We start from the raw sequence: 21063 nt of genomic DNA, 5'->3' as shown, positions 1-21063 counted from the left end.
CCGATCTGGCGAGCAGCTGGCGGCGGCCGAGCGGAGCGCGCTCCGCTCGGCGCGGGCGGGCCTGCCGGCGCGGCGGGCCGCGGAAGTGGTGGTGCGGGCGTTGACGATCCGCCGTCCGGCGCCGCGGTACCTGGTCGGGGCGGACGCGCGGCTGGCGGCCGTGCTGGCGCGGTTGCCGCACCGGCTGCGGTACCGGTTGACGGCGGCGAAACGATGACCGGGACCGGCAGGGTGCCGGTCCGGGTGGTGCCGACGTGGCTCGGGCGGCCGCGATGAGCCGGCGAGTGGTCGTCATCGCGCCCGGTTCGCGTGGGGACGTCCACCCCTGCGTCGCCCTCGGGCGCGGGCTCGCCGCCGACGGCGACCGGGTCCGGATCCTCGCCGCCCCGGCTTTCGAACCGCTCGTCACCCGGCACGGTCTCGGCTTCGGCCCGCTGTCCGCGGATCCCGGCGAAGTGCTCGGCTCCGAGGCCGGCAAAGCCTGGACGGCCGGCGGCCCGCTCGCGTTCCTGACCGGGCTGCGGGACGTCCTGCGGCCGGTCCTCGACCGCATGCTCGCCGACGTCCACGCCGGCACGAAGACCGCCGACCTCGTGCTCGCGCCGACCCTCGGCTTCCTGGGCACCCACCTGCCCGTCCCCAACGTCGAGCTGCACTACCAGCCCAGCCACCCGACGCGGGCGTTCCCGCACCCGCTCCTGCCGTGGGCGGCGAAGCTGGGACCGTGGGGCCGACACCTGAGCTTCACCGCGGTGGACGCGCTGGCCGGGTACGTCCTGCGGCCCGAGCTCGACCGCTGGCGCGCCGGGACCCTCGGCCTGCCCGGGAAACGGCCGCGCCGCGAATCCCCGGTCCTGTGCGGCTTTTCCGAGGCGGTGGTGCCGCGGCCACCCGACTGGCCGGCCCGGGTGCACGTCACCGGGTACTGGTTCCTCGGCGCCGAGCCGGGCTGGCGCCCGGACCCGCGGCTGCGCGACTTCCTGGCCGCCGGACCGCCGCCGGTGTACGTCGGCTTCGGCAGCATGCCCGCCGAAGGGACGTTCGAGCTGATCCGCACCGCCCTGCGCCGCGCCGGTCTACGCGGGCTCGTCGCCGGCGCCGGGCCGGAGTCCGACGACCTGCTGACCGTCGCCGACGTCCCGCACGAGTGGCTGTTCCCGCGCACCGCCGCGGTGGTCCACCACGGCGGCGCCGGCACGACCGCGGCCGGGCTGCGGGCCGGCGTCCCGGCGCTCGTCTGCCCGGTCTTCTCCGACCAGCCGTACTGGGGCGGCCGCGTGTACCGGCTCGGCGCGGGCCCGCGTCCGTTGCCGCACAAGGAGCTGACGGCCGAGTCGTTGACGGCGCGGCTGCGGGAGCTGACGGCCAACCCGCTCTTCCGCCACGGCGCGCAGTACGTCGGGGCCCGGCTGCGGCACGAGGACGGCGTGGCCCACGCGTGCTCGGTGCTGCGTGAGGTGCCGGGCCTGCGATCATGACACGGTGAAGCCACGCCGCTGGAACCCCGACACCGTCGCCCCGCCGCTGGGCCGCTACAGCCACCTGGCGGAGGTGCCCGCCGGGCACCGGCTGGTGTTCCTCGCCGGACAGCTCGGCGTGGGACCCGACGGCACTCTCGCCGGCCCCGGCGCCGAAGCCCAGGGACGGCGGATCTTCGCGAACCTCGGCGCGCTCCTCGCGGCCGAAGGCGCCGGGCCGGAACACCTCGTCAAGCTGCTGACGCTGGTCGCGGGCACCGAACACCTCGACGGCTACCGCGCCGCGCAGGCCGAAGCGTTCGCGAAGTGGTTCCCGGACGGCGACTACCCCGCACAGACCCTCGCGGTCGTGGCGGGGCTGGCCCGGCCGGAGTACGCCGTGGAGGTCGAGGCGGTCGCCGCTGTGCCGGGTCAGGCGAAGAGCGCCAGCGCCAGCCCGGTTCCGGTGATCAGCGCGCAGGCCGCGATCGTCGTGCGCCGGTAGTGCAGGATCAGCGCCGCGAACTCGCGCAGCAGCGCGCTCGGCAGGAAGTACCTCGCGGTCGGCGCCCCCACCGCGTCGAACGGCAGGCCCAGCCGCCGGCACTCCACCGCCGTGCGGAAGACGTGGTAGTTGCTCGTCACCGCCAGCACCCGGCCCGGCCGCACGTCCCCGGGCAGCAGCTCGGCCGAGAACCGGAGGTTCTCCTCGGTCGTCGTCGCGCGGTCCTCGCGGCGGATCCGGTCGGCCGGGATCCCGCGGTCACCCAGGTACCCGGCCATCGCCGCGGCCTCCGTGACGGTTTCCCCCGGCCCCTGGCCACCCGACACCACCAGCAACGGGGGCACCGGTTCCCGCGAGTACACCCGGATCGCCCGGTCGAGGCGGGCGGCCAGCAGCGGCGGCACGCGGTCACCCGCCAGGCCGCAGCCCAGGACGATGATCGCTTCGACACCCGTGCGGCGCCGGAGCCTGCCGTACAGGATCGAGTACCCGAGCAGGGACGCGAACAGGAACCCGAAGTAGCACGCCAGCACCGCCGCCGTCGCGACCAGCGCCGAGCCCCACCGCCCGAGCGGCACGAAGAACAGTCCCTCGAGCACCAGCATGCCGACGCCGAGGACGAACGACAGCAGGTTCCCGAGACTCCGGCCCTCGCGCCGCACCATGCGGACGCCGTTGCCGATCAGCGCGGCCGGCAGCACCACCGCGACGAGCACCGCGACCGCCGCCGCCAGCCCGGCCAGCACGGGCGTCAGCCACTCCAGGTGCAGGGCCGCGCGCAGCAGCCACAACCCGGTGAACAGGAGCGCGATCCCGAGCCAGACGGCGTTGCCGAGCCGGCGGGGTTCGCGGGCCAGGCGCACCGCGAACACCAGCAGCGCCACCACGGCGCAGCCGGGCAGCACGGCGTCGGCGACACTCACCCGGCCTCCCCACCTCCCGCGACGAGGCCAACGTAGAGCACGCGCACCCGGCGGGGGCACGCCGGGTGCGCGTCGCGCTCAGGCCTTGTGCTGCATGCTCGAGCGGGCGGGGTTGCCCTGGTCCGCGGCCTTCGGGTCCTTCTCGTCCCGCTTGGCCCGGACGCCGGATTCGATCCGGTCACCGAGGTCCTTGTCGACGTTGCGCCAGTAGTCGAACGCCCGCGCCAGCACCGGCTCGGACACGCCGTTGAGCAGGTGCCCGACGATGTTGTCGACCAGCCGGGCGCGCTGGTCGTCGTCGAGGACCTCGCGGACCATCGTCCCGGCCTGGCCCCAGTCGTCGTCGTCCTCGCGCAGCGTGTACGCCGTGCGGACCATGTCGCCGTCGGTGTGCCAGCCCGCCGGCTGCCCGTAGCGGGCGGCGTCGGCGTGCGGGCCGCCCTTCGAGTTCGGCGCGTACACCGGGTCGGACACCTTCGTGTACCGCATCGCGCCGTCCTTGCTGTAGCTGTGGACGGGCGCGACGGGCGCGTTGACCGGCAGCTGCTTGTAGTTCGCGCCGATCCGGTAGCGGTGCGCGTCCGGGTAGGAGAACAGCCGCCCGAGCAGCATCTTGTCCGGGCTGGCCCCGATCCCGGGGACCAGGTTGCTCGGCTCGAACGCGGCCTGCTCGATCTCCGCGTGGTGGTCGGTCGGGTTGCGGTCGAGCGTCATCCGGCCGACGTCGATCAGCGGGTAGTCGCCGTGCGGCCACACCTTCGTCAGGTCGAAGGGGTTGAAGCGGTAGGTCTTGGCGTCGTCGAACGGCATGACCTGCACCTTCAGCGTCCAGCTCGGGTGGTCGCCGCGTTCGATCGACTCGTACAGGTCGCGCGTGTGGTAGTCGGTGTCGGCCGAGGCCGTCTGGTCGGCTTCGTCCTGGGTGAAGCACTCGACGCCCTGGTCGGTCTTGAAGTGGTACTTCACCCAGAAGCGCTCACCGGCGGCGTTGACCCACATGTAGGTGTGCGAGCTGTAGCCGTTCATGTGGCGCCAGGTGCGCGGGATCCCGCGGTCGCCCATCAGCCACGTCACCTGGTGCGCCGACTCCGGCGACAGCGTCCAGAAGTCCCACTGCATGTCGTGGTCGCGCAGGTTGTTGTCGGCCCGGCGCTTCTGCGAGCGGATGAAGTGCTGGAACTTCATGGGGTCCCGCACGAAGAAGACCGGCGTGTTGTTGCCGACCATGTCGTAGTTGCCTTCGCTGGTGTAGAACTTCACCGCGAAGCCGCGCGGGTCGCGCCAGGTGTCGGGGCTGCCCCGCTCGCCGGCGACGGTGGAGAACCGGACGAGCAGGTCGGTCTTCGTGCCCGGCTGGAACACCGCCGCCTTGGTGTAGGCGCTGACGTCGCCGGTCGTCTCGAACCGCCCGAACGCGCCACTGCCCTTCGCGTGCGGCTGCCGTTCGGGGACGCGCTCGCGGTTGAACTGCGCCATCTGTTCGATGAGGTAGTTGTCGTGCAGCAGGATCGGGCCGTCGGGACCGACGGTGAGGGAGTGCTCGTCGCTTTCGACGGGGATGCCCGCGTCGGTGGTGGTCGGTTCGGTCACGCTGTCGCCTCTTTCCGGGAAGCGCGGCACCGGGGGCACAGCCCCCAGAACACCACTTCCGCTTCGTCGACCGAGTAGCCGTGCGCGTCGCCCGGGGTCAGGCAGGGAGCCGCGCCGACCGCGCAGTCGACGTCCTCCGTCCGCCCGCAGCGACGGCACACGACGTGGTGGTGGTTGTCCCCGGCCCGCCGTTCGAAGCGGGCGGGGTGGCCCGGCAGCTCGATCCTCCGGATCAGGCCGGCCGCCGTGCACGCGGCCAGGACGTCGTAGACCCCCTGGGTGGACACGGAGACCGGCACCGAGCGGAGCCCGGCGCCGATCTCGTCCACTGTGGAATGAGGATGCGCGGCCAGCCAGGTGAGCACCGCCCGCCGGGGCGCGGTGACCCGCAGGCCGGCGGCCCGCAGCGCGGTCGTCACATCGCTCATGACAGCCACCGTGCGCCCTTCTCTGGAACGGGTCAAGTCCTCGGATGGAGCGTTTGAACGGCCGAAAACCGGGTAGTGGTGCGGCTTTCTGGCATGGTGGAGGGGTGAAACCGGCCTTCGTGCTGCACGAGCACTGGCGCCCGCGGCACCACTTCGACCTCCGCCTCGAGGAGGACGGTGTGCTGCGCTCGTGGGCGGTCCCGCGCGGGCTCCCGCCGGACGCGAGCGGCAACCGGCTCGCCGTCGCCGTGCCCGACCACGCGCTCGACCACCTCGCCTACGAGGACGACACCAAGAAGGTCGCCGACACCGGCTGGTGGGAGGAGCACGACCGCACGGACAAGCGCATCCTGTTCACGCTGCACGGCCGGACGGAGTCGGTCCGCTACGCGCTGATCCGCACCGGCCGCGACTGGCTCCTGCACCGCACCCGCGACCAGCCGGGAGACGCCGATGCGCGCTGAAGTCCTGGCCGCGACGCCCACCCTCTTCCGCGACGACCTCGCGCTCGACGAGGACGCCAACACCGCGTTGCTGACCTGGCTGCACGGCCGCGTCGACGGCGTCTTCGTGGCCGGGACGACGGGCGAGTTCCCGGCACTGGACCGGGCCGAACGCCGGACGCTCGCCGGGATCGCGCTGGACGTGTTCGGCGCGGAGCGCACGATCGTGCACGTCGGCGCGGCGAGCACGCGGGAAGCGGTCGCCCTGACCAGGGACGCCCTCGCCGCGGGCGCCTCGCGGCTGGCCGTGATCACGCCCTACTACCTGCCCGCGGACGCCGACGCGGTGCGCCGGCACTTCGCGGCGGTGCGCGACGCCGCCGGGAACGCCGACGTCTACGGCTACCTCTTCCCGGACCGCACCGGCGTCACGCTCTCGCCGGCGGAGTTCGCCGCGACCGGTCTGCGCGGCGGCAAGCTGTCCGGCGCCGCGGCGGCCCGGTTCGCCGACTTCCGGGCGGCGCTGCCGGACGCGCGGTTCTGGTCGGGAGCCGACACCGACGTCGCCGCCGTGGCCCGGGCCGGTGGCGCGGGTGTGGTGTCCGGGTTGTCGGCGGCGTTCCCGGAACCCTTCACGGATCTGGCGGCCGCGGTCGAAGCCGGTGACGCCGAAGGCGAGCGCGCGGCCCAGGCCCGCGCCGACGCCGCCCGGGCCGCGCTGGGCGGCACGGTCGAGGGCATCAAGGAAGCGGTCCGGGTGCGCGGCTTCGGCAACGGCCTGCCGCGGATGCCGGCGCCGGCCCCGCCCGTCGAGCGGATCGCGGCCTACGCCCGCAGCTGAACGCCCCCGCGCATCGCCCGGTGCGCCCAGTGGCCCAGCACCGCGAGCAGCGCGATCTCCAGCACCATCATCAGCCGCTCCACCAGGCCGGTCGCCACCGTCGGGAGGTGCCCGCCGAGCACGACGTTCACCGCGAACGGCACGATGAAGGGCAGGTAGAACGGGATCGCCGCCAGCGCCAGCCGCCGCGACCAGGTCGCGAAGCGCCGCCAGCGCGGGTCGTCGCGGTGCCGCCGCCCGAGCGCCCAGCCGACGACCGGCAGGCTCAGGCAGGTCACCGCCGACGCGTAGAGGTGGATCTTGCCGGTGGCCGTGATGGCGCCCCCTTGCGGATCCTTCGCGAAGACGGCGACGGCGAGCAGGCTCACGCACCACAGGACCTTCGCGGCCACCAGGGCGGGGTTGGCCAGCAGGCCCCGCCGGTAGAGCGCCACCAGCAGCAGGGCCGAGCCGGTGCTGGTGAGCAGGAGCGCGCCGTCCCACATCCAGCGGCCCGGGCTGAGCGCGTAGTCGCTGAGCATCGAGCTGACCGGGTCGAGCGGGGCGAGCCGCCGGTCGAGGTGCAGCACGGTCAGCAGGACGAGGGCGCCGGCGAACGCGGCCAGCGCGCCGGGCACGAGCAGCCGGGCGCGGAGACGGGGACGGACGGGTGCGGGGCACAGCATGTAGAGGGACACTCCCGGGCGGCTCGGCTGGTTCAAGCGGAGCCGCGGACACTACCCGTGACCATTCCGTGATCATCGCGCGACACGCCCGAGATGTGACCCGCGCCACAGCGCGCACTTTCACGGGAAAGTGCGTCGTCAGTGGTCGCCGTCCTGGGGGATCTCCGCCGAGTCGGTCAGGCGCAGCTTGCGGCGCGCGCGCTGGTAGAACGTCGTCATCCCGAGCCGGACGACCCGGGCCGCGCTGGGCCGGGCGCGCAGGTCGAGCCGGTCGCCGGGGGAGACGTAGCCCTCGACCTGGCCGTCGACCTCCACCGCCAGCCTGCCGCTGGTCGGCAGCAGCTCCAGCGTCACCTCGTCGTGCACCGACAGCACCACGCCCCGGCTGTAGGCCGAGTGCGGCGCGGCCGGGGTGACCAGCAGCGCCTCGACCGACGGGCTGGTGATCGGGCCGCCGGCGGAGAAGCTGTACGCCGTCGACCCGGTCGGCGTCGCGACGACCACGGCGTCGGCCGAGTAGCTGACGAACTGCTGGCCGCCGACGTGCACGGCGACCACCGCGCTGCCGTCGCCGGGGACGCGGACCACGGCGATGTCGTTGAACGCCGTGATCTTCCGCCCTTCCAGGACGGCGTCCACGGCCAGCCGCGGCTCCACCGTGAACTGGTGGTCGTCGATGGCCGACAGCGCGCCGGGCAGGTCCGGCACGTCGACCTCGGCCAGGAAGCCGAGTTTGCCGAGGTTCACCCCGAGCACCGGCGCGCGCTGGCCGTCGGCCAGCCGCATGGCCCGCAGCATGGTGCCGTCGCCGCCGAGGCTGACGACGAGGTCGGACCGGCGGCCGAGCTCTTCGGCCGTGACGCCGATCGCCGCGCAGTTCAGGCGGACGATCTCGTCGGCGATGCCGAGGATCTCGATGTTCCGGTTGCCCGCCCAGCCGAGCACGGCCTCGACGGCGGCCGCGGAGTCGCGGCGGGGGTGCAGCACGAGTCCCGCGGAGTGCATGTCAGCGGCCCCGGACCGGCGGAGTGCAGAGCGTCATGCGCTCAGTCTGCCCGCTCCCGCCTTCCGTCGCGAGAACCGCAGCGCGCCGTCGTCGATCCGGCCGTGCCGCAGCTTGACCACGTCGTGCGCGTAGCTCATGCCCAGCGTCCACGGCGCCCGCGACCCGGCCTTCGGGAACTCGTCGATCGAGCGCAGCACGTACCCGGCGTCGAAGTCGAGCAGCGGCCGTTCGGTGACCGCCGGGTCGTCGTTGACCGGGACGGCCTGGTCGTAGCCGTGCCGGTCGAGGTGGCGCAGCAGCCGGACGACGTACTCGCCGACCAGGTCGGCCTTGAGCGTCCACGACGCGTTCGTGTACCCGATCGTGAACGCGAAGTTCGGCACGCCGCTGAGCATCATCCCCTTGTACGCCATGGTTTCCGGCAGCTTGACGGGGTCGCCGTCGACGACCAGGTCGATGCCGCCGAAGGCCAGCAGCTTCAGCCCGGTGGCGGTGACGACGACGTCCGCTTCGAGCTCGTCGCCCGATTCGAGCTGGATACCGGTCTTCGTGAAGGCCGCGATCCGGTCGGTGACGACGGAGGCGTCGCCGCGCTTGATGGACCGGAACAGGTCGCCGTCCGGCACCAGGCACAGCCGCTGGTCCCAGGGCTGGTAGCGCGGCTTGAAGTGCGTGTCGACGGCGTAGCCGGGCGGCAGCTGCTTCATCGCGGCCTTGCGGATCAGCGCCTTGACCACGCCCGGGCGGCGCCGGCTGAGCTGGTAGATCAGCGTGCTCACGGCGACGTTCTTCCAGCGCGCGATCGGGTAGGCCAGCTTCGGGCCGAGCAGCCCGCGCAGCCGGTTGGCCAGCGCGTCCTCCGACGGCAGCGACAGGATGTAGGTGGGGGAGCGCTGCAGCATCGTCACGTGCGCGGCGCGGTCGGTCATCGCCGGGACGAGCGTCACGGCGGTGGCGCCGCTGCCGATCACGACGACCTTCTTGCCGGCGTAGTCGAGGTCCTCGGGCCAGTGCTGCGGGTGCACGACCGTGCCGCCGAAGCTCTCGAGGCCCGGGAATTCCGGCGTGTGGCCGCCCGCGTAGTCGTAGTAACCGCTGCACAGGTACAGGAACTTCGCGGTGAACTCGACGGGCTCGCCGTCGTGCGTCGCCTCGACCGTCCACAGTGCGTCCTGTGTGGACCACGCGGCGCGGACCACCTTGTGCCCGAACCGGATGTGCCGGTCGATCCCGGCGTCGGCGGCGGTGTCGCGGACGTACTGCAGGATCGACGGGCCGTCGGCGATGGCCTTCTCGCTGGTCCACGGCCGGAACCGGTAGCCGAGGGTCTGCATGTCCGAATCGGACCGGACGCCGGGGTAGCGGAAGAGGTCCCACGTGCCGCCGATGGCGTCGCGGGCTTCCAGGATCGCGTAGGTCTTGCGCGGGAACGCCGTCCGCAGGTGGTGCGCCGCGCCGACGCCGGACAGCCCGGCGCCGACGATCAGGACTTCGACGTGCTCGGTCATCGGACGGCCTCCGTCCGCCGCGGGCGCCTCATCACGCGCGAAAGCACGGCGTTGTAGTGGGTGGGGGTGATGCGGGCGAGCGCGTCGAACAGGTAGGCGTCCGGGCCGACCAGGATGCGGGCCTTGCCGCGGTCGACGCCGGTGTGGATGATCGCCGCGGCCTTGTCCGGCGACGTCATGGTCATGGCCTCGAACTGGGCCGCCATCTCTTCGCGCGTGCGGCCCATCCCGGTGGGGTCGCGCCGGACCCGGGCGTTGCGCGCGATGTTCGTCGTGATGCCGCCCGGGTGCACGGTGATCGCGCGGACCGCGGAGTCGTGCAGCTCCTGCCGCAGCGACTCGGTGAACCCGCGCACGGCGAACTTGGCCGCGCAGTACGCGCTCTGGTTCGGCACCCCGAGCAGGCCGAACACGCTGGAGGTGTTCACGATCGCGCCTTCGCCCTGCTCGACGAGGATCGGCAGGAACGCGCGCGTGCCGTGGACGACGCCGTGGAAGTTGATGTCGTGCAGCCAGTCGTCGTCCTCGATCACCGCGTCGAGCACGCTGGAAGTGACCGCGACGCCGGCGTTGTTGAACACCGCGGCCAGCGGGGCGGGGAGCCAGTCCTTCACCTCCGCGGCGAACCGCAGCTGGTCCTCGGCGTCGCGGACGTCGAGCACGCGGGTCAGCACCCGGCCGTGCAGGGCGGCGGCGGTCGCCTTGAGGCCGTCTTCGTCGACGTCGGCCAAGGCGACCGGCGAACCGAGGCGGGACAGCCGCGTGGCGAGCGCGCGGCCGATGCCGGACGCCGCGCCGGTGATCACCACCGGGCGGCCGGTGAGGCTACGGGGCCGTGACATCGCTGCTCCTCGCGTGCTTGTCGATGAGGTCGAGGATCGTGGGCCACGCGCCTTCGGGCAGGTCGTGACCCATGCCGCGCACGGTTTCCCGGCGCGCGCCGGGGATCGCCCGGGCGGTGGCGGCGCCGCCGGTGGGGTGGACCATCCGGTCGCGGTCGCCGTGGATCACCAGCGTCGGCGCGGTGATCTTCCGCAGCAGCGGAGTCCGGTTGCCGGACTTCATGATCGCGGCGAGCTGACGGCCCACCCCGCCCGCGGTCGGGTCGCGGTCCCAGCCCGTCCCGGCCAGCTCGCGCACCCGGGCCTCCTCGAACGGGAAGCCGTGGGAACCGATGTGCCGGAACATCCTCACGGCGCTTTCCACTGCCTCTTCGCGCGACTTCGGCGGCTTGGCGCCCATCATCCGCAACGTCGAGAACGCCGGACGGCCGAGCAGGCGCGACCCGGTCGTCGACATGATCGACGTCAGGGTGCGGATCCGGTCCGGGTACAGCGCCGCCACCGTCTGGGAGATCATGCCGCCCATCGAGACGCCCGCGATGTGCGCGGTCTCGATGTCCAGGGCGTCGAACAGGCCGATGGTGTCGGCGGCCATGTCCTTCAGGTCGTACTGCTGCGCGGGGAACCGGCCCGCGAGCATGCCGAGCAGGCTCGGCGGCCGGAAGCGCGGGTGGGTCGAGCGGCCGGCGTCGCGGTTGTCGAACCGGACGACCTCGAAGCCGCGGTCCGCCAGCCGCGCGCAGAAGGCGTCGGGCCAGCTGTGCAGCTGCTGGCCCAGCCCGGCGACGAGGACGAGGGGCTCGGCGCCGGCGTCCCCGATCCGTTCGTACGCCAGGGAAATCCCCCGGCCGACCTCGGCGATCTCTTCGGTCACTGTTCTCCTCCGGTGCTCCGGCGGCGCACGACCGCGCGGCCGCCCTTGGCGGGTGCGTAGGCCACGCCCCGCGAATGCCAGCGTTCGCCGGGCTCGGTCGTCGGCACCAGCGTGAAGTCCCGCAGCAGGGTCCGTAGCACGACGGTCATCTCCATGGTCGCGAAGGCGGCGCCGAGGCAGCGGCGCGTGCCGCCGCCGAACGGGATCCACTGGTAGAGATCCGGGCGCGCGCCCGCGAAACGGTGCGGGTCGAAGGTGGCCGCGTGCGGGAAGACGGCGTCGTCGTCGTGGATCAGCGCGATGCTGACCAGCACGTTGTACCCCTTCGGCAGCGTCCAGCGGCCGAGCCGGAAGCCGTCCTGCTTGACCTGGCGGGCGGTGAGGTCGATGACCGGGCGGGTGCGCTGGACCTCGAGGATGGTGGCGTCGAGGAGTCCGTCGTCCGTGTGCAGCTCGTCCAGCAGCGCCGGGTGGCGGCGGAGCCGTTCGACGGCCCAGGCGAGCGTGGTCGCCGTGGTTTCGTGCCCGGCGGTGAGCAGGGTGAGCAGCTGGTCGGAGATCTCCTCGCGGCCGAGCCCGGAACCGTCGTCGTAGCGGGTCTGCAGCATCATCGAGAGGACGTCGTCGCCGCCCGCGCTCGCCTTCGCGATCAGCCGGTCCACGATCGCGTCGTACTCACGGCGCATCCGTTCGAAGCGGCGCCACGGGTTGAAGCGGCCCTTCTTGGTGATCGGCGCGACGGCCAGCCGGGAGCCGAGGGTGACGAACGGCGGCAGCAGCGCGCGCAGCTCGGCGAACTCGGCTCCCTCGGCGCCGAACACCGCGCGCAGGATGGCGTTGAGCGTGATCCGCATCATCGACGGCAGCGTGGCGAACGCTTTCCCGTCCGGCCAGCTCGCGAATTCCCGGACGGCTTCCTCTTCGACGATCCGCTCGTAGGCCGCCAGCCGCTTCCCGTGGAAGGGCGGCACCAGCAGCTTGCGCTGCCGTTTGTGCTCGTCGCCGGAGAGCGCGAACATCGAGTGGGGGCCGAGCACGCGGCCGAGGTTGACCTCGAGGTTGTCGACGAGGTCGGGGCCGGAGGTGAACAGCTGCTTGATCTCGGCGGGGTCGCTGAGCACCACGGCGTGGCCGAAGATCGGCACGTTCACGGTGAAGGCGTCGCCGTACCGCTCTCTGAGCCGCCGCATGCCCCGCAGCGGTTGCGTGAGCGCGTACGCGCCTTGGACGGCGCGGGGCGCGGTCGGTCCCGGCGGCAGCGTCACCGCGCTTGTCATGGTCGTCATCGACCCTCCCGAGAGGTGGTACGCGAGCGTACCGTCGGTACGGTACGCCGGTGTACCATCCCCGTTCAAGAGGGAGGGGTATAGCGTGACTTCCGTGGACGTCGACACCCGCCGGCACCGGCAGCGGCTGCTGGACGGCCTGGCCGAGTCGATCACCGAAGACGGCTTCCGCGACACGACGGTCGCCGGCATCGTCCGCAGGGCCCGCACGTCCCGGCGGACGTTCTACGAGCACTTCTCCAGTCGTGAAGAGTGTTTGATCGCGCTGCTGGCGGACGCGAACCGGTCGATGATCGAGCAGATCTCCGACGCGGTCGACCCGGGTGCGCCGTGGCGGGAGCAGGTGCGCCAGGCGATCGAGACGTGGATCGCGTGCGCGGAGTCCGAGCCGGCGATCACGCTGAGCTGGATCCGCGACCTCCCGGCCCTGGGCGCGGCGGCCCGGGAACTGCAGCGCGACGTGATGGAGGCGTTCATCGCGATGACGCAGCGGCTGACCGACACGCCGTCCCTGCGGGCGGCGGGAATCAGCCCGCCGTCCCGCCAGCTGGCGATCATGCTGCTGGGCGGGTTGCGCGAGCTGATCGCGACGACCGTGGAGGACGGCGGCCGGGCCGGCGACGTCACCGAGGTCGCGGTGCGGGCGTCGATCGCGCTGCTCGGCCCGGCCTGAACCCCGGTCAGAGCGCGGGCTGGAGGACCTCCCGGCACCACGCCCGGAAACTCGTCGGCGCGATCGCCGCCTTCGCCCAGTCCGCGTCGTAGATGCCCTCGTCCTGGGCGGCGAACATCGCGACGGCGTCCTCGACCACCCGCTCGCTCGCCCCCTGGGACCGGCGCATCGCGGCGAACTCGGCGAGCGGGATGCGCTGGTAGCGGATCGGCCGGCCGAGCTCCTCGCCCAGCACCCCGGCCATGCCGTCGGGGGTGAGCCGATCGGGACCGAACAGCGGCAGGTCCGCTTGTCCCGTCCAGGAGAGGTCCGTCAGCAGGCCGGCGGCGGTGCCGGCGATGTCCCGCGTCGCGATCGTGGCCAGGGGCCGGTCGCCGGCGCAGGTCAGGGAAAACACGCCCCGCTCGCGGATCGCGGGGAGCTGGCCGAGCAGGTTCTCCAGGTAGAACGGCGGGGACACCGCGCGGTAGGCCGCGCCGGACTCCTGTAGCTCGGCGTCCATGGCGAAGGCCGCGGACAGGACCCCCGCCGGCTTGGGCCAGCCGTGTCCGGCGCTGCTGACCGCCACGACGTGCCCGACGCCGTGGCGGCGGACGGCTTCGCCGCCGGCCCGGGCGAAGGTGCGGTAGTGCTCGTCGGCGCTCGCCGCGGCGGGGTTCGGCGGCACGAGCCAGAACAGCGCGGCGGCTCCGGGCAGTGCCGCGTCGAGCACGGCCGGGTCGGCATGGCTTCCCTCGACCACGTCGACCTGCTCGCGGACGTCGTCGTCCAGGCGCGCGGGGTCTCGGACGACGACTTTGACCTTGCTGCCCGCGGCCAGCAGGTCGCGGACGAGCCGGCGGCCGACCTGCCCGGTCGGGGTGGTCACGACGATCATGGCGGCTCCTAAAGTGAAGGTGAATTCCGCTTCCGAATATAGCGCGGAAGGCACCGCGGTCAAGTACGCTGAGGCGACCATGACCGCTTCCCGACGTGTGCTGCGCGCCGATGCCCGGCGCAACCGCGACGCCATCCTCGACGCCGCCGGCGAACTGTTCGCCCGGCGCGGCGACGCCGTCCAGATGGAAGAGATCGCCGACCGGGCCGGGCTGGGGGTCGGCACGCTGTACCGGCACTTCGCCGACAAGCAGGCACTGCGCGCGGCGATCATCGGCCGCCGGTTCGAGGAGATGACGTTCCTCGCCCGGGGTGCCGAGGAGGCCGGGGACCCGTGGGTGGCGTTCGAGACGCTGCTCTACGGCTACCTGGAAGCGGCGGAACCCGACGCCGCGTTCCGGTTCGCCCTCCTCGGCCCGGAAGAACCGAGCTGGGCCGACATCGAAGAGCAGAAGACCGCGTTCGCGGAGATCGTCGGCCGGATCGTGCGCCGCGCCGTCGAAGCCGGCCTGCTACGAGCCGACTTCGGCCCCGGGGACTTCGTCCTCGTCACCCGCGCGGCGATGGCCAACATGACCGGCGACGGCCAGTGGCGCCGCTTGATCGACCTCCAGCTGGCGGGAATCCGCGCCTGACCACGCGACGAGGGCACGGCACCCGGGGGTGCCGTGCCCTCGTCCATTGTCAGGCGTCGAGGTCCTGGGCGATCAGCTCGGCCAGCGCGTCGACCGCCGCCTGGGCGTGGTCGCCCTCGGCGGTCAGCTCGACCTCGTCGCCGAACCCCGCACCCAGGGTCATCAACCCCAGGACACTCGCGGCGTCGACCGGGTCGCCCGCGACCCCGCCGGTGATCTTGGCGATCTTCACCTTCGCCGGCTGGCCGGCGGCCGTCTTCGCGACCAGGCCCGCGGGCCGGGCGTGCAGCCCGACACTGCTGGCGACGAGCGTGCGACGTTGGTACACAGTGGACTCCTTCACGCGTTGACCGGCTGACCGGAGACGGCGGCCGACGCGGACGCCGCCCGGAAGCGCACCTGCTTGAGCGCGATCACCGAGCCGGCCGCGACCAGGGTCCCGGCGATCAGCGCCACGAGGAACAGCAGCGGGCTGCCGATCAGCGGGAGCACGAAGATCCCGCCGTGCGGGGCACGCAGCGTCGCGCCGAACGCCATCGACAGCGAACCCGTCACCGCCGAGCCGAGCATGATCGACGGGATCACCCGGAACGGGTCCGCCGCGGCGAACGGGATCGCGCCCTCGGTGATGAACGACGCGCCGAGCAGCCAGGCCGCGCGGCCGTTCTCGCGCTCGGCCTCGGTGAACAGCTTCTTCCGCACGGTGGACGCGAGCGCCAGGGCCAGCGGCGGCACCATCCCGGCCGCCATCACCGCGGCCATGATCTGCAGCGACCCGGTGGCGCCGGTGGTCAGGCCGCCCACGGCGAACGTGTAGGCCGCCTTGTTGACCGGCCCGCCCATGTCGAACGCCATCATCAAGCCCAGCAACGCGCCCAGCAGCAGCGCGCTGGCCCCGCTGAGGCTGTTGAGCCAGTTCGTCAGCCCGCTCGTCGCGGCGGCCATCGGCTTGCCCACCACGACGTACATCAGCACACCGACCACGATGGACCCGAGCAGCGGGTAGACGACCACCGGCATGATCCCGCGCACCGCCTTCGGCACCTGGACCTTCTTCAGCGCCATCACCACGCCACCGGCCAGCAGGCCGGCGACGAGACCGCCGAGGAATCCCGCGCCGACGGTGACGGCGATCGCGCCGCCCACGAAGCCGGGCGCGATGGCCGGGCGGTCGGCCATCGCGAAGGCGATGAACCCGGCCAGCACCGGCACCAGGAAGTCGAAGGCGGCGCTGCCGATCTGGAACATCAGCGCGGCCCAGCCGGCGACCGACCCCGCGTCGAAGTGCTCGGTGACCTTCGGCGCGTCGACGATCTGGTAGCCGCCCAGCGCGAAGCTCAACGCGATGAGCAGCCCGCCCGCGGCGACGAACGGGATCAGGTAGCTGACGCCGGTCATCAGCCACTGGCGGACCTTGGTTCCGGCCTTGTCGTTCGCGCCGACCTTCGAGGTCAGCTCCGGGGCGGCGGCGGGCGCTACCGGCTCGCGCGCCGCGGCCTTCGCGCGTTCGAACAGCCCGGCCGCGTCGTTGATCGCGGCCTTGACCGGCGCTTCGACGATCGGCTTGCCCGCGAAGCGGTCCCGGCCCTGCACGGCGAGGTCGGCGGCGAAGATGACGGCGTCCGCGCTCGCGATGTCCTCGGCCGACAGCGGTTCGGAGCCGGCCGAACCCTGCGTCTCGACGACGATCGTGTCGCCGTTGGCCTTCGCGGTCTGCTCGAGCGATTCGGCGGCCATGTAGGTGTGCGCGATGCCCGTGGGGCACGCGGTGATGGCGACGAACTTCATGGTCAGGACACCTCCTGGCGGATGTAGGCGGCGACGGCGACGGCGTCGGTGGCGTCCAGGAGGTGCTGCTTGAACTCCGCCCGGACGAGCCGGCGGGCGAGGGCGGCGAGCACCTTGAGGTGGTCGCTGCCGCCGCCTTCCGGCGCGGCGATGAGGAAGATGAGCTTGGCCGGGCCGTCCGGCGCGCCGAAGTCGACGCCGGCGGCGCTGCGGCCGAACGCCAGCGTCGGCGCGGTCACCGCGGCCGAGCGGCAGTGCGGGATGCCGATGCCGCCTTCGAGCCCGGTGGCCATCTGCTCCTCGCGGGCGGCGACGTCCTTGAGGAACAGGTCGAGGTCGGTCACCCGCCCGGCGTCGACGAGCCGCTGCGCGAGCGCGCGGGTGGCACCCGCCTTGTCGGCGGCGTCGAGGCCGAGGTCGACCAGGTCGGCGGTGATCAGGTCTGGGGTGGTCATGCGGCGGCTCCGCTGAGGGTGAGGGTGGGGTCGGCGTCGAGCACGCGCACCTGGTCGGGGTGCACGTCGTGGGGGGTGGGCATGCGGCTGCCCTCCTGCGTGACCGCGGCGGTGCCGTAGGCGACCGCGGTGCGCAGGGCTCGGGGGCCGGTCCCTCCCGCGTGGAGGAACCCGGCGAGTGCGGCGTCTCCGGCGCCGACGGTGCTGCGCACGGCGACCAGCGGGCCGAGCGCGTGGTGCGGTTCGGTTTCCCCGACGAGGACCGCGCCACGCGCACCCAGGCTGACCAGCACGGTGCCGACGCCCCCGGAGATCAGCTCGCGGCAGAAGGCGACGACGTCGCCGAGCAGCGGCAGTGGGCGGCCGGCGAGCTCGACCAGCTCGTCGAGGTTCGGCTTGAGCAGGTCCGGCCCACCTTCGCAGGCGGCGGCGAGTGGCGCGCCGGACGAGTCGACGGCGACCTTCGCCCCGGCGTCGTGCGCGAGCTTCGTGAGCCGCGCGTAGAAGTCGTCGGGGACCCCGGCGGGGAGGCTGCCGCAGCACACCAGCCATTCCCCGCGCGCGGCCAGCTCGACGGCGCGGCGTTCCAGGGTGGCCAGCTCGGCGGGGGAGATCTCCGGACCCGGCTCGTTGATCTTCGTCGTGGTCCCGTCGGCTTCGACGAGCGTGATGTTGCTGCGGGTCGTGCCGGCGATCGGCACGGCGACGACCGGGACGCCTTCGGGGGCGAGCAGGTCGGCCAGGCGGTCGCCGACGAGGCCGCCGGCGGGCAGGAGCGCGACGGTCGGGGTGCCGGCGGCGGCCAGCGCGCGGGCGACGTTGACGCCCTTGCCGCCGGGGTCCAGGCGCACGGCCTCGGCCCGGTTGACCTCGCCGCGGCGCAGGCCGGCCAGCCGCGCCGTCCGGTCGAGGCTCGGGTTCGGGGTGACGGTGACGATCACGCCAGCACCACCTCCGGGCCCGCTTCTTCGAGCTCGGCCACCGCACCGGCGTCGAGGCCGCTGTCGGTGACCAGGACGTCGATCTCGGCCAGCCGCGCGAACCGGCTGAGCTGGTCGGTGCCGTACTTGCTGTGGTCGGCCAGCAGCACCCGCTTGCGCGCGGCGGCGACCACCGCGGCCTTCACCGCGGACTCGGCCATGTCCGGTGTCGTGCAGCCGTGCTCGGCGGAAAAGCCGTTGGCACCGAGGAAAGCGACGTCGACGAGCAGGCCGTCGAGCGCGTGCAGCGTCCAGGCCTCGACGGCGGCGAGCGTCGTCCCGCGCACCCGGCCGCCGAGGATGTGCAGCGTGACGCCCGGGCGGGTGGCGAGGATCGAGGCGACCGGGATCGAGTTGGTGATCACGGTCAGCTCGCGGTCGGCGGGCAGCAGCGTCGCGAGCCTGCTGGTGGTCGTGCCGGCGTCGAGCAGGATCGCACCGCGGTCGGGGACCAGGTCGAGCGCGGCGCGGGCGATCGCGTCCTTCTCGGCGGCGTTCGTCCGGTCCCGTTGGGCCACTTCGGGTTCGAAGTCGAGCCGCTCGACGGCGACCGCGCCGCCGTAGACGCGGCGGACGACGCCCTGGCGTTCGAGGACGCCGAGGTCGCGGCGGATGGTCTCGGGGGCGACACCGAGTTCGCCGGCGACGTCGTTGACGTCGACCCGGCCGTCGCGCCGTGCGCGTTGTGCCAGGAGCTGATGCCGTTCGGCGGCGTACATGCCCGTTCCTCTCCGATGTTTGCCCGTTGCAGTTTGATTGTGCCCGTTGTTACCGTACTGTCAATCCCCAGTTACGAGATCTTTTGCGTCCGGAGGTTCCGCCATGCAGTTGTCCGGAGTCGGAGTAAGCCCCGGCCGGGTCGCCGGTCCGCGCGTAGTCGTGCTTGCCGACCTGCGAGAACCCGCTTCTTCGCCGGCTCCGGACGATCTTTCGGCGGAGGTGGGCAAGATCGGGCCGGCCGCCGAATCGGTCGCGGCGGCGCTGTCCGATCGTGCCCGTTCCGTGTCCGGAGATGCCCGGTCGGTCCTGGAGACGACGGCGGCGATGGCGTCGGACCCGGCTCTGGTCGCGTCCGCTTCGGAGCTGGTCCGCACGCGGTCGTTGCCGGCGCCGCGTGCGGTGTGGGAAGCGGCGGGGGAGTTCATGACGGCGTTGCGCGCGGCCGGCGGGTACCTGGCCGAGCGCGTCGCGGACGTCGCCGACGTCCGCGACCGGATCGTCGCTTCGCTGCTGGGGCTGGCCCCGCCGGGCGTCCCGGAGCTGACGGCGCCGAGCGTGCTGGTGGCCCGTGATCTCGCGCCGGCCGACACGGCCGGCCTCGATCCGGACCTCGTGCTCGCGCTGGTGACGGAGGAAGGCGGCCCGACGAGCCACACGGCGATCCTGGCGCGGGCCCTCGGGATCCCGGCCGTGGTCGCGTGCGCGGGTGTCCTCGCGGTGGACACGCCCGGGCTCGCGGTCGACGGTTCCGCGGGCACCGTTTCGCCGTCCGACGGCGCGGTTTCGGCACCGGCCCGAGCGGCACGCGCGTCGTGGGACGGCGTCGGGCGGCTCGCGGACGGCCACCGCGTGAAGCTGCTGGCGAACGTGGGATCGCCCGCCGACGCCCGTGCGGCCCTCGCCGCGGGCGCCGAGGGAATCGGCCTGTTCCGCACGGAGTTCTGTTACCTGTCGGCGAGTGCCGAGCCGAGCGAGGCCGAGCAGCGGGCGGCGTACGCCGAAGTGCTGGCGCCGTTCGCTGGGAAGCCGGTGGTGGTCCGGACCCTGGACGCGGGGTCCGACAAGCCGCTGGCGTTCCTGCCGATGGGCGCGGAACCGAACCCGGCGCTGGGCGTCCGCGGCCTGCGCGTCGCGTTCGACCGGCCTGACCTGCTGGACCGCCAGCTGGCCGCGATCGTGTCGGCGGCCGGCGACGCGGGAGCGGAGCTGTCGGTGATGGCCCCGATGGTGGCGACGGCTGCCGAGGCGGCCTGGTTCGCGTCACGGGCCCGCGCGGCGGGCGTCCCCCGGGTGGGCGTGATGATCGAGATCCCGGCGGCGGCGCTGTGCGCGGAGGCGATCCTCGCGGAGGTCGATTTCGTTTCGCTGGGCACGAACGACCTGGCGCAGTACGTCTTCGCGGCGGACCGCCAGCTCGGCGCGGTGGCGACGTTGAACGACCCGCACCAGCCGGCGTTGCTGAGGTTGGTGGAAATGGTGGCATCGGCGGGCGAGGCGGCGGGGAAGCCGGTGGGGGTGTGCGGCGAGGCGGCCGCGGACCCGTCGCTGGCGCCCGTCTTGGTCGGTTCGGGAGTGACGTCGCTGTCGATGAACGCGGTGGCGCTGGCCGGCGTGGGGGCGGCGCTGCGGTCGGTGGACCTGGCCGGGTGCCGCCGCTCAGCAGGCCTCAGGTGACGGTCGGATCCCCGAGGCCCAGCTCGGGCGGCCGCCCCCGGCGCGTGACGACGACGGCGGCGGACCCGAAGGGCGAGGCGGGAACGCCGGGCCGTGACATCTCGAGCCGCAGCACCCGAGCCCCGGTGACATCGAGGTCGATCGTCGCGGGCTTCCCGGCGGCAACCTCGTGTTCGGACCGCGGCGTCCCGTCGAGCACCACACGGAACCGCCCGACCTGGAAGGGGTCCCGGGCATCGTCGAGGACGCCGGCGACGGTGGTGAACCGCCGGTAGCGGCCGCCCAGGTCGAGTTCGACGAAGCCCGGCCCGCCGGCGGTGGGGGTCGTGGGCCGCAGGAGGATGCTGTGTTCGTAGCGGCTGCCGTCGATGGAGGCCGGGCCGCGCCGGATCCCTTGGCTGGTGCAGGTCCACGGTAGTTCGCTCGCTCGCACCGGCTGCGGCTCCCGGGTTCCTCCGCCGCGCCAGACCCCGCGGCGGGGCATCGGGTACTGCCCCTGGCCGGTGAACTGGTGGGCTTCACGCTCACCGGCAAGGAACGCACGCAACTGAAGGACACCGGGTAAATCTCGAGCGAGAAGGTCGGCCGCACGTTCGTCTGGGAGTTGACCGACGGCGGCTGGGCGTGGTGCGAGAAAGAGATCGGACAGGGGACCCCATCGCCGCCCCGGACGTTAAGCAGTCTTTGCTCGGCACTGTGTGGTGCGCGGCGGCTTCGACGAGTTCCTCCGCCGGAAGAACTTGCGCCTGGCCGATGTCTTCGCCCCGCACGGGTCGTAGGTCGAGCCGACGGCCGCTGACGACCTTGAAACTCGTATCCACGTCGTCTACCGGGGCGAATAGGAGATTCATCTGCTCTGGGTGCCGGCTCCAGGCTCGGTAGCCGGCCAAGTGG

At 73.1% G+C, this 21063-nt stretch carries 23 protein-coding genes and 1 pseudogene; 8 read left to right on the top strand and 16 right to left on the bottom strand.

Features of this window, described 5'->3' with window-relative positions:
* The 3 genes and pseudogenes from ACWEVP_RS34530 to ACWEVP_RS34520 all read left to right on the top strand — a co-directional run.
* Nucleotides 1-217: pseudogene (locus ACWEVP_RS34530) on the top strand (SDR family NAD(P)-dependent oxidoreductase); the annotation flags it as partial.
* Nucleotides 218-272: 55 nt separating this feature from the next.
* Nucleotides 273-1478: a glycosyltransferase gene (locus ACWEVP_RS34525; protein ID WP_452066776.1), complete on the top strand. Its 1206-nt coding sequence runs from the start codon at nucleotides 273-275 to the stop codon at nucleotides 1476-1478.
* A 4-nt stretch (nucleotides 1479-1482) separates the two neighbouring features.
* Nucleotides 1483-1962 carry a RidA family protein gene (locus tag ACWEVP_RS34520; RefSeq protein ID WP_452066772.1) on the top strand — a complete coding sequence of 160 codons (480 nt, stop codon included), beginning with the start codon at nucleotides 1483-1485 and terminating at the stop codon, nucleotides 1960-1962.
* On the opposite strand, the gene ACWEVP_RS34515 is transcribed toward ACWEVP_RS34520, so the two are convergent.
* From ACWEVP_RS34515 to ACWEVP_RS34505, 3 genes are all read right to left on the bottom strand, one after another.
* Nucleotides 1890-2885 carry a YdcF family protein gene (locus tag ACWEVP_RS34515; protein WP_452066771.1) on the bottom strand — a complete coding sequence of 332 codons (996 nt, stop codon included), beginning with the start codon at nucleotides 2883-2885 and terminating at the stop codon, nucleotides 1890-1892. The genes ACWEVP_RS34520 and ACWEVP_RS34515 overlap by 73 nt on opposite strands.
* A 78-nt stretch (nucleotides 2886-2963) precedes the next feature.
* Nucleotides 2964-4475, bottom strand: coding sequence for a catalase (locus ACWEVP_RS34510; RefSeq protein ID WP_452066770.1), 1512 nt, complete (start codon nucleotides 4473-4475; stop codon nucleotides 2964-2966).
* A complete protein-coding gene (locus tag ACWEVP_RS34505) occupies nucleotides 4472-4903 on the bottom strand; it encodes a Fur family transcriptional regulator (protein WP_452066769.1) in 432 nt (143 codons plus the stop codon). Before ACWEVP_RS34505 ends, ACWEVP_RS34510 begins: the two co-directional genes overlap by 4 nt.
* 104 nt (nucleotides 4904-5007) lie before the next feature.
* On the opposite strand from ACWEVP_RS34505, the gene ACWEVP_RS34500 reads away from it, so the two are divergent.
* On the top strand, nucleotides 5008-5367 hold the full coding sequence (locus tag ACWEVP_RS34500) for a DNA polymerase ligase N-terminal domain-containing protein (protein WP_452066768.1): 360 nt from the start codon (nucleotides 5008-5010) through the stop codon (nucleotides 5365-5367).
* On the top strand, nucleotides 5357-6187 hold the full coding sequence (locus ACWEVP_RS34495; RefSeq protein WP_452066767.1) for a dihydrodipicolinate synthase family protein: 831 nt from the start codon (nucleotides 5357-5359) through the stop codon (nucleotides 6185-6187). The genes ACWEVP_RS34500 and ACWEVP_RS34495 overlap by 11 nt, the downstream gene beginning before the upstream one ends.
* On the opposite strand, the gene ACWEVP_RS34490 is transcribed toward ACWEVP_RS34495, so the two are convergent.
* The 6 genes from ACWEVP_RS34490 to ACWEVP_RS34465 form a co-directional block, all read right to left on the bottom strand.
* On the bottom strand, nucleotides 6172-6864 hold the full coding sequence (locus ACWEVP_RS34490) for a DUF998 domain-containing protein (protein WP_452066766.1): 693 nt from the start codon (nucleotides 6862-6864) through the stop codon (nucleotides 6172-6174). The two genes, ACWEVP_RS34495 and ACWEVP_RS34490, sit on opposite strands and share 16 nt — an antisense overlap.
* A gap of 126 nt (nucleotides 6865-6990) precedes the next feature.
* On the bottom strand, nucleotides 6991-7857 hold the full coding sequence (locus ACWEVP_RS34485) for an NAD(+)/NADH kinase (RefSeq protein ID WP_452066765.1): 867 nt from the start codon (nucleotides 7855-7857) through the stop codon (nucleotides 6991-6993).
* A gap of 33 nt (nucleotides 7858-7890) precedes the next feature.
* Nucleotides 7891-9366, bottom strand: a complete 1476-nt coding sequence (locus ACWEVP_RS34480; RefSeq protein WP_452066764.1) for a flavin-containing monooxygenase — start codon at nucleotides 9364-9366, stop codon at nucleotides 7891-7893.
* Complete coding sequence (locus tag ACWEVP_RS34475) at nucleotides 9363-10208, bottom strand: SDR family NAD(P)-dependent oxidoreductase (protein ID WP_452066763.1); 846 nt, start codon at nucleotides 10206-10208, stop codon at nucleotides 9363-9365. Before ACWEVP_RS34475 ends, ACWEVP_RS34480 begins: the two co-directional genes overlap by 4 nt.
* Entirely contained in the window at nucleotides 10192-11082 is an 891-nt protein-coding gene (locus ACWEVP_RS34470; protein WP_452066762.1) for an alpha/beta fold hydrolase, read from the bottom strand. The genes ACWEVP_RS34475 and ACWEVP_RS34470 overlap by 17 nt, the downstream gene beginning before the upstream one ends.
* Entirely contained in the window at nucleotides 11079-12368 is a 1290-nt protein-coding gene (locus ACWEVP_RS34465) for a cytochrome P450 (protein WP_452066761.1), read from the bottom strand. Before ACWEVP_RS34465 ends, ACWEVP_RS34470 begins: the two co-directional genes overlap by 4 nt.
* Nucleotides 12369-12453: 85 nt before the next feature.
* Here ACWEVP_RS34465 and ACWEVP_RS34460 point away from each other — a divergent pair, with 85 nt between their 5' ends.
* Nucleotides 12454-13041 (top strand): TetR/AcrR family transcriptional regulator, encoded by a 588-nt coding sequence (locus ACWEVP_RS34460; RefSeq protein WP_452066760.1) that lies wholly within the window; start codon nucleotides 12454-12456, stop codon nucleotides 13039-13041.
* A gap of 7 nt (nucleotides 13042-13048) precedes the next feature.
* On the opposite strand, the gene ACWEVP_RS34455 is transcribed toward ACWEVP_RS34460, so the two are convergent.
* Complete coding sequence (locus tag ACWEVP_RS34455; protein ID WP_452066759.1) at nucleotides 13049-13918, bottom strand: NAD(P)H-binding protein; 870 nt, start codon at nucleotides 13916-13918, stop codon at nucleotides 13049-13051.
* Nucleotides 13919-13997: 79 nt separating this feature from the next.
* Between ACWEVP_RS34455 and ACWEVP_RS34450 the strand changes: the two genes are divergently transcribed.
* Nucleotides 13998-14552, top strand: a complete 555-nt coding sequence (locus ACWEVP_RS34450) for a TetR/AcrR family transcriptional regulator (protein WP_452066758.1) — start codon at nucleotides 13998-14000, stop codon at nucleotides 14550-14552.
* Between the two features lie 49 nt (nucleotides 14553-14601).
* Here ACWEVP_RS34450 and ACWEVP_RS34445 read toward each other — a convergent pair whose 3' ends face one another.
* The 5 genes from ACWEVP_RS34445 to ACWEVP_RS34425 are packed head-to-tail and all read right to left on the bottom strand — an operon-like array spanning nucleotide 14602 to nucleotide 18494.
* Nucleotides 14602-14880, bottom strand: a complete 279-nt coding sequence (locus ACWEVP_RS34445) for an HPr family phosphocarrier protein (RefSeq protein ID WP_452066757.1) — start codon at nucleotides 14878-14880, stop codon at nucleotides 14602-14604.
* A gap of 11 nt (nucleotides 14881-14891) precedes the next feature.
* Complete coding sequence (locus ACWEVP_RS34440; RefSeq protein WP_452066756.1) at nucleotides 14892-16340, bottom strand: PTS fructose transporter subunit IIC; 1449 nt, start codon at nucleotides 16338-16340, stop codon at nucleotides 14892-14894.
* Between the two features lie 2 nt (nucleotides 16341-16342).
* Nucleotides 16343-16795 carry a PTS sugar transporter subunit IIA gene (locus ACWEVP_RS34435; RefSeq protein ID WP_452066755.1) on the bottom strand — a complete coding sequence of 151 codons (453 nt, stop codon included), beginning with the start codon at nucleotides 16793-16795 and terminating at the stop codon, nucleotides 16343-16345.
* On the bottom strand, nucleotides 16792-17736 hold the full coding sequence (pfkB, locus tag ACWEVP_RS34430) for a 1-phosphofructokinase (RefSeq protein ID WP_452066754.1): 945 nt from the start codon (nucleotides 17734-17736) through the stop codon (nucleotides 16792-16794). Before pfkB ends, ACWEVP_RS34435 begins: the two co-directional genes overlap by 4 nt.
* Nucleotides 17733-18494 (bottom strand): DeoR/GlpR family DNA-binding transcription regulator, encoded by a 762-nt coding sequence (locus ACWEVP_RS34425; protein ID WP_452066753.1) that lies wholly within the window; start codon nucleotides 18492-18494, stop codon nucleotides 17733-17735. The genes pfkB and ACWEVP_RS34425 overlap by 4 nt, the downstream gene beginning before the upstream one ends.
* A gap of 103 nt (nucleotides 18495-18597) precedes the next feature.
* Here ACWEVP_RS34425 and ACWEVP_RS34420 point away from each other — a divergent pair, with 103 nt between their 5' ends.
* Nucleotides 18598-20169 (top strand): phosphoenolpyruvate--protein phosphotransferase, encoded by a 1572-nt coding sequence (locus ACWEVP_RS34420; RefSeq protein WP_452066752.1) that lies wholly within the window; start codon nucleotides 18598-18600, stop codon nucleotides 20167-20169.
* On the opposite strand, the gene ACWEVP_RS34415 is transcribed toward ACWEVP_RS34420, so the two are convergent.
* Nucleotides 20162-20716 carry an NPCBM/NEW2 domain-containing protein gene (locus ACWEVP_RS34415; protein ID WP_452066751.1) on the bottom strand — a complete coding sequence of 185 codons (555 nt, stop codon included), beginning with the start codon at nucleotides 20714-20716 and terminating at the stop codon, nucleotides 20162-20164. The two genes, ACWEVP_RS34420 and ACWEVP_RS34415, sit on opposite strands and share 8 nt — an antisense overlap.
* Nucleotides 20717-21063: the final 347 nt, after the last annotated feature.

This window comes from Amycolatopsis sp. NPDC003865, from assembly GCF_053605345.1.
The sequence above is the reverse complement of the archived record's forward strand: the minus strand, read 5'-3'. Positions and strand labels throughout refer to the sequence as shown.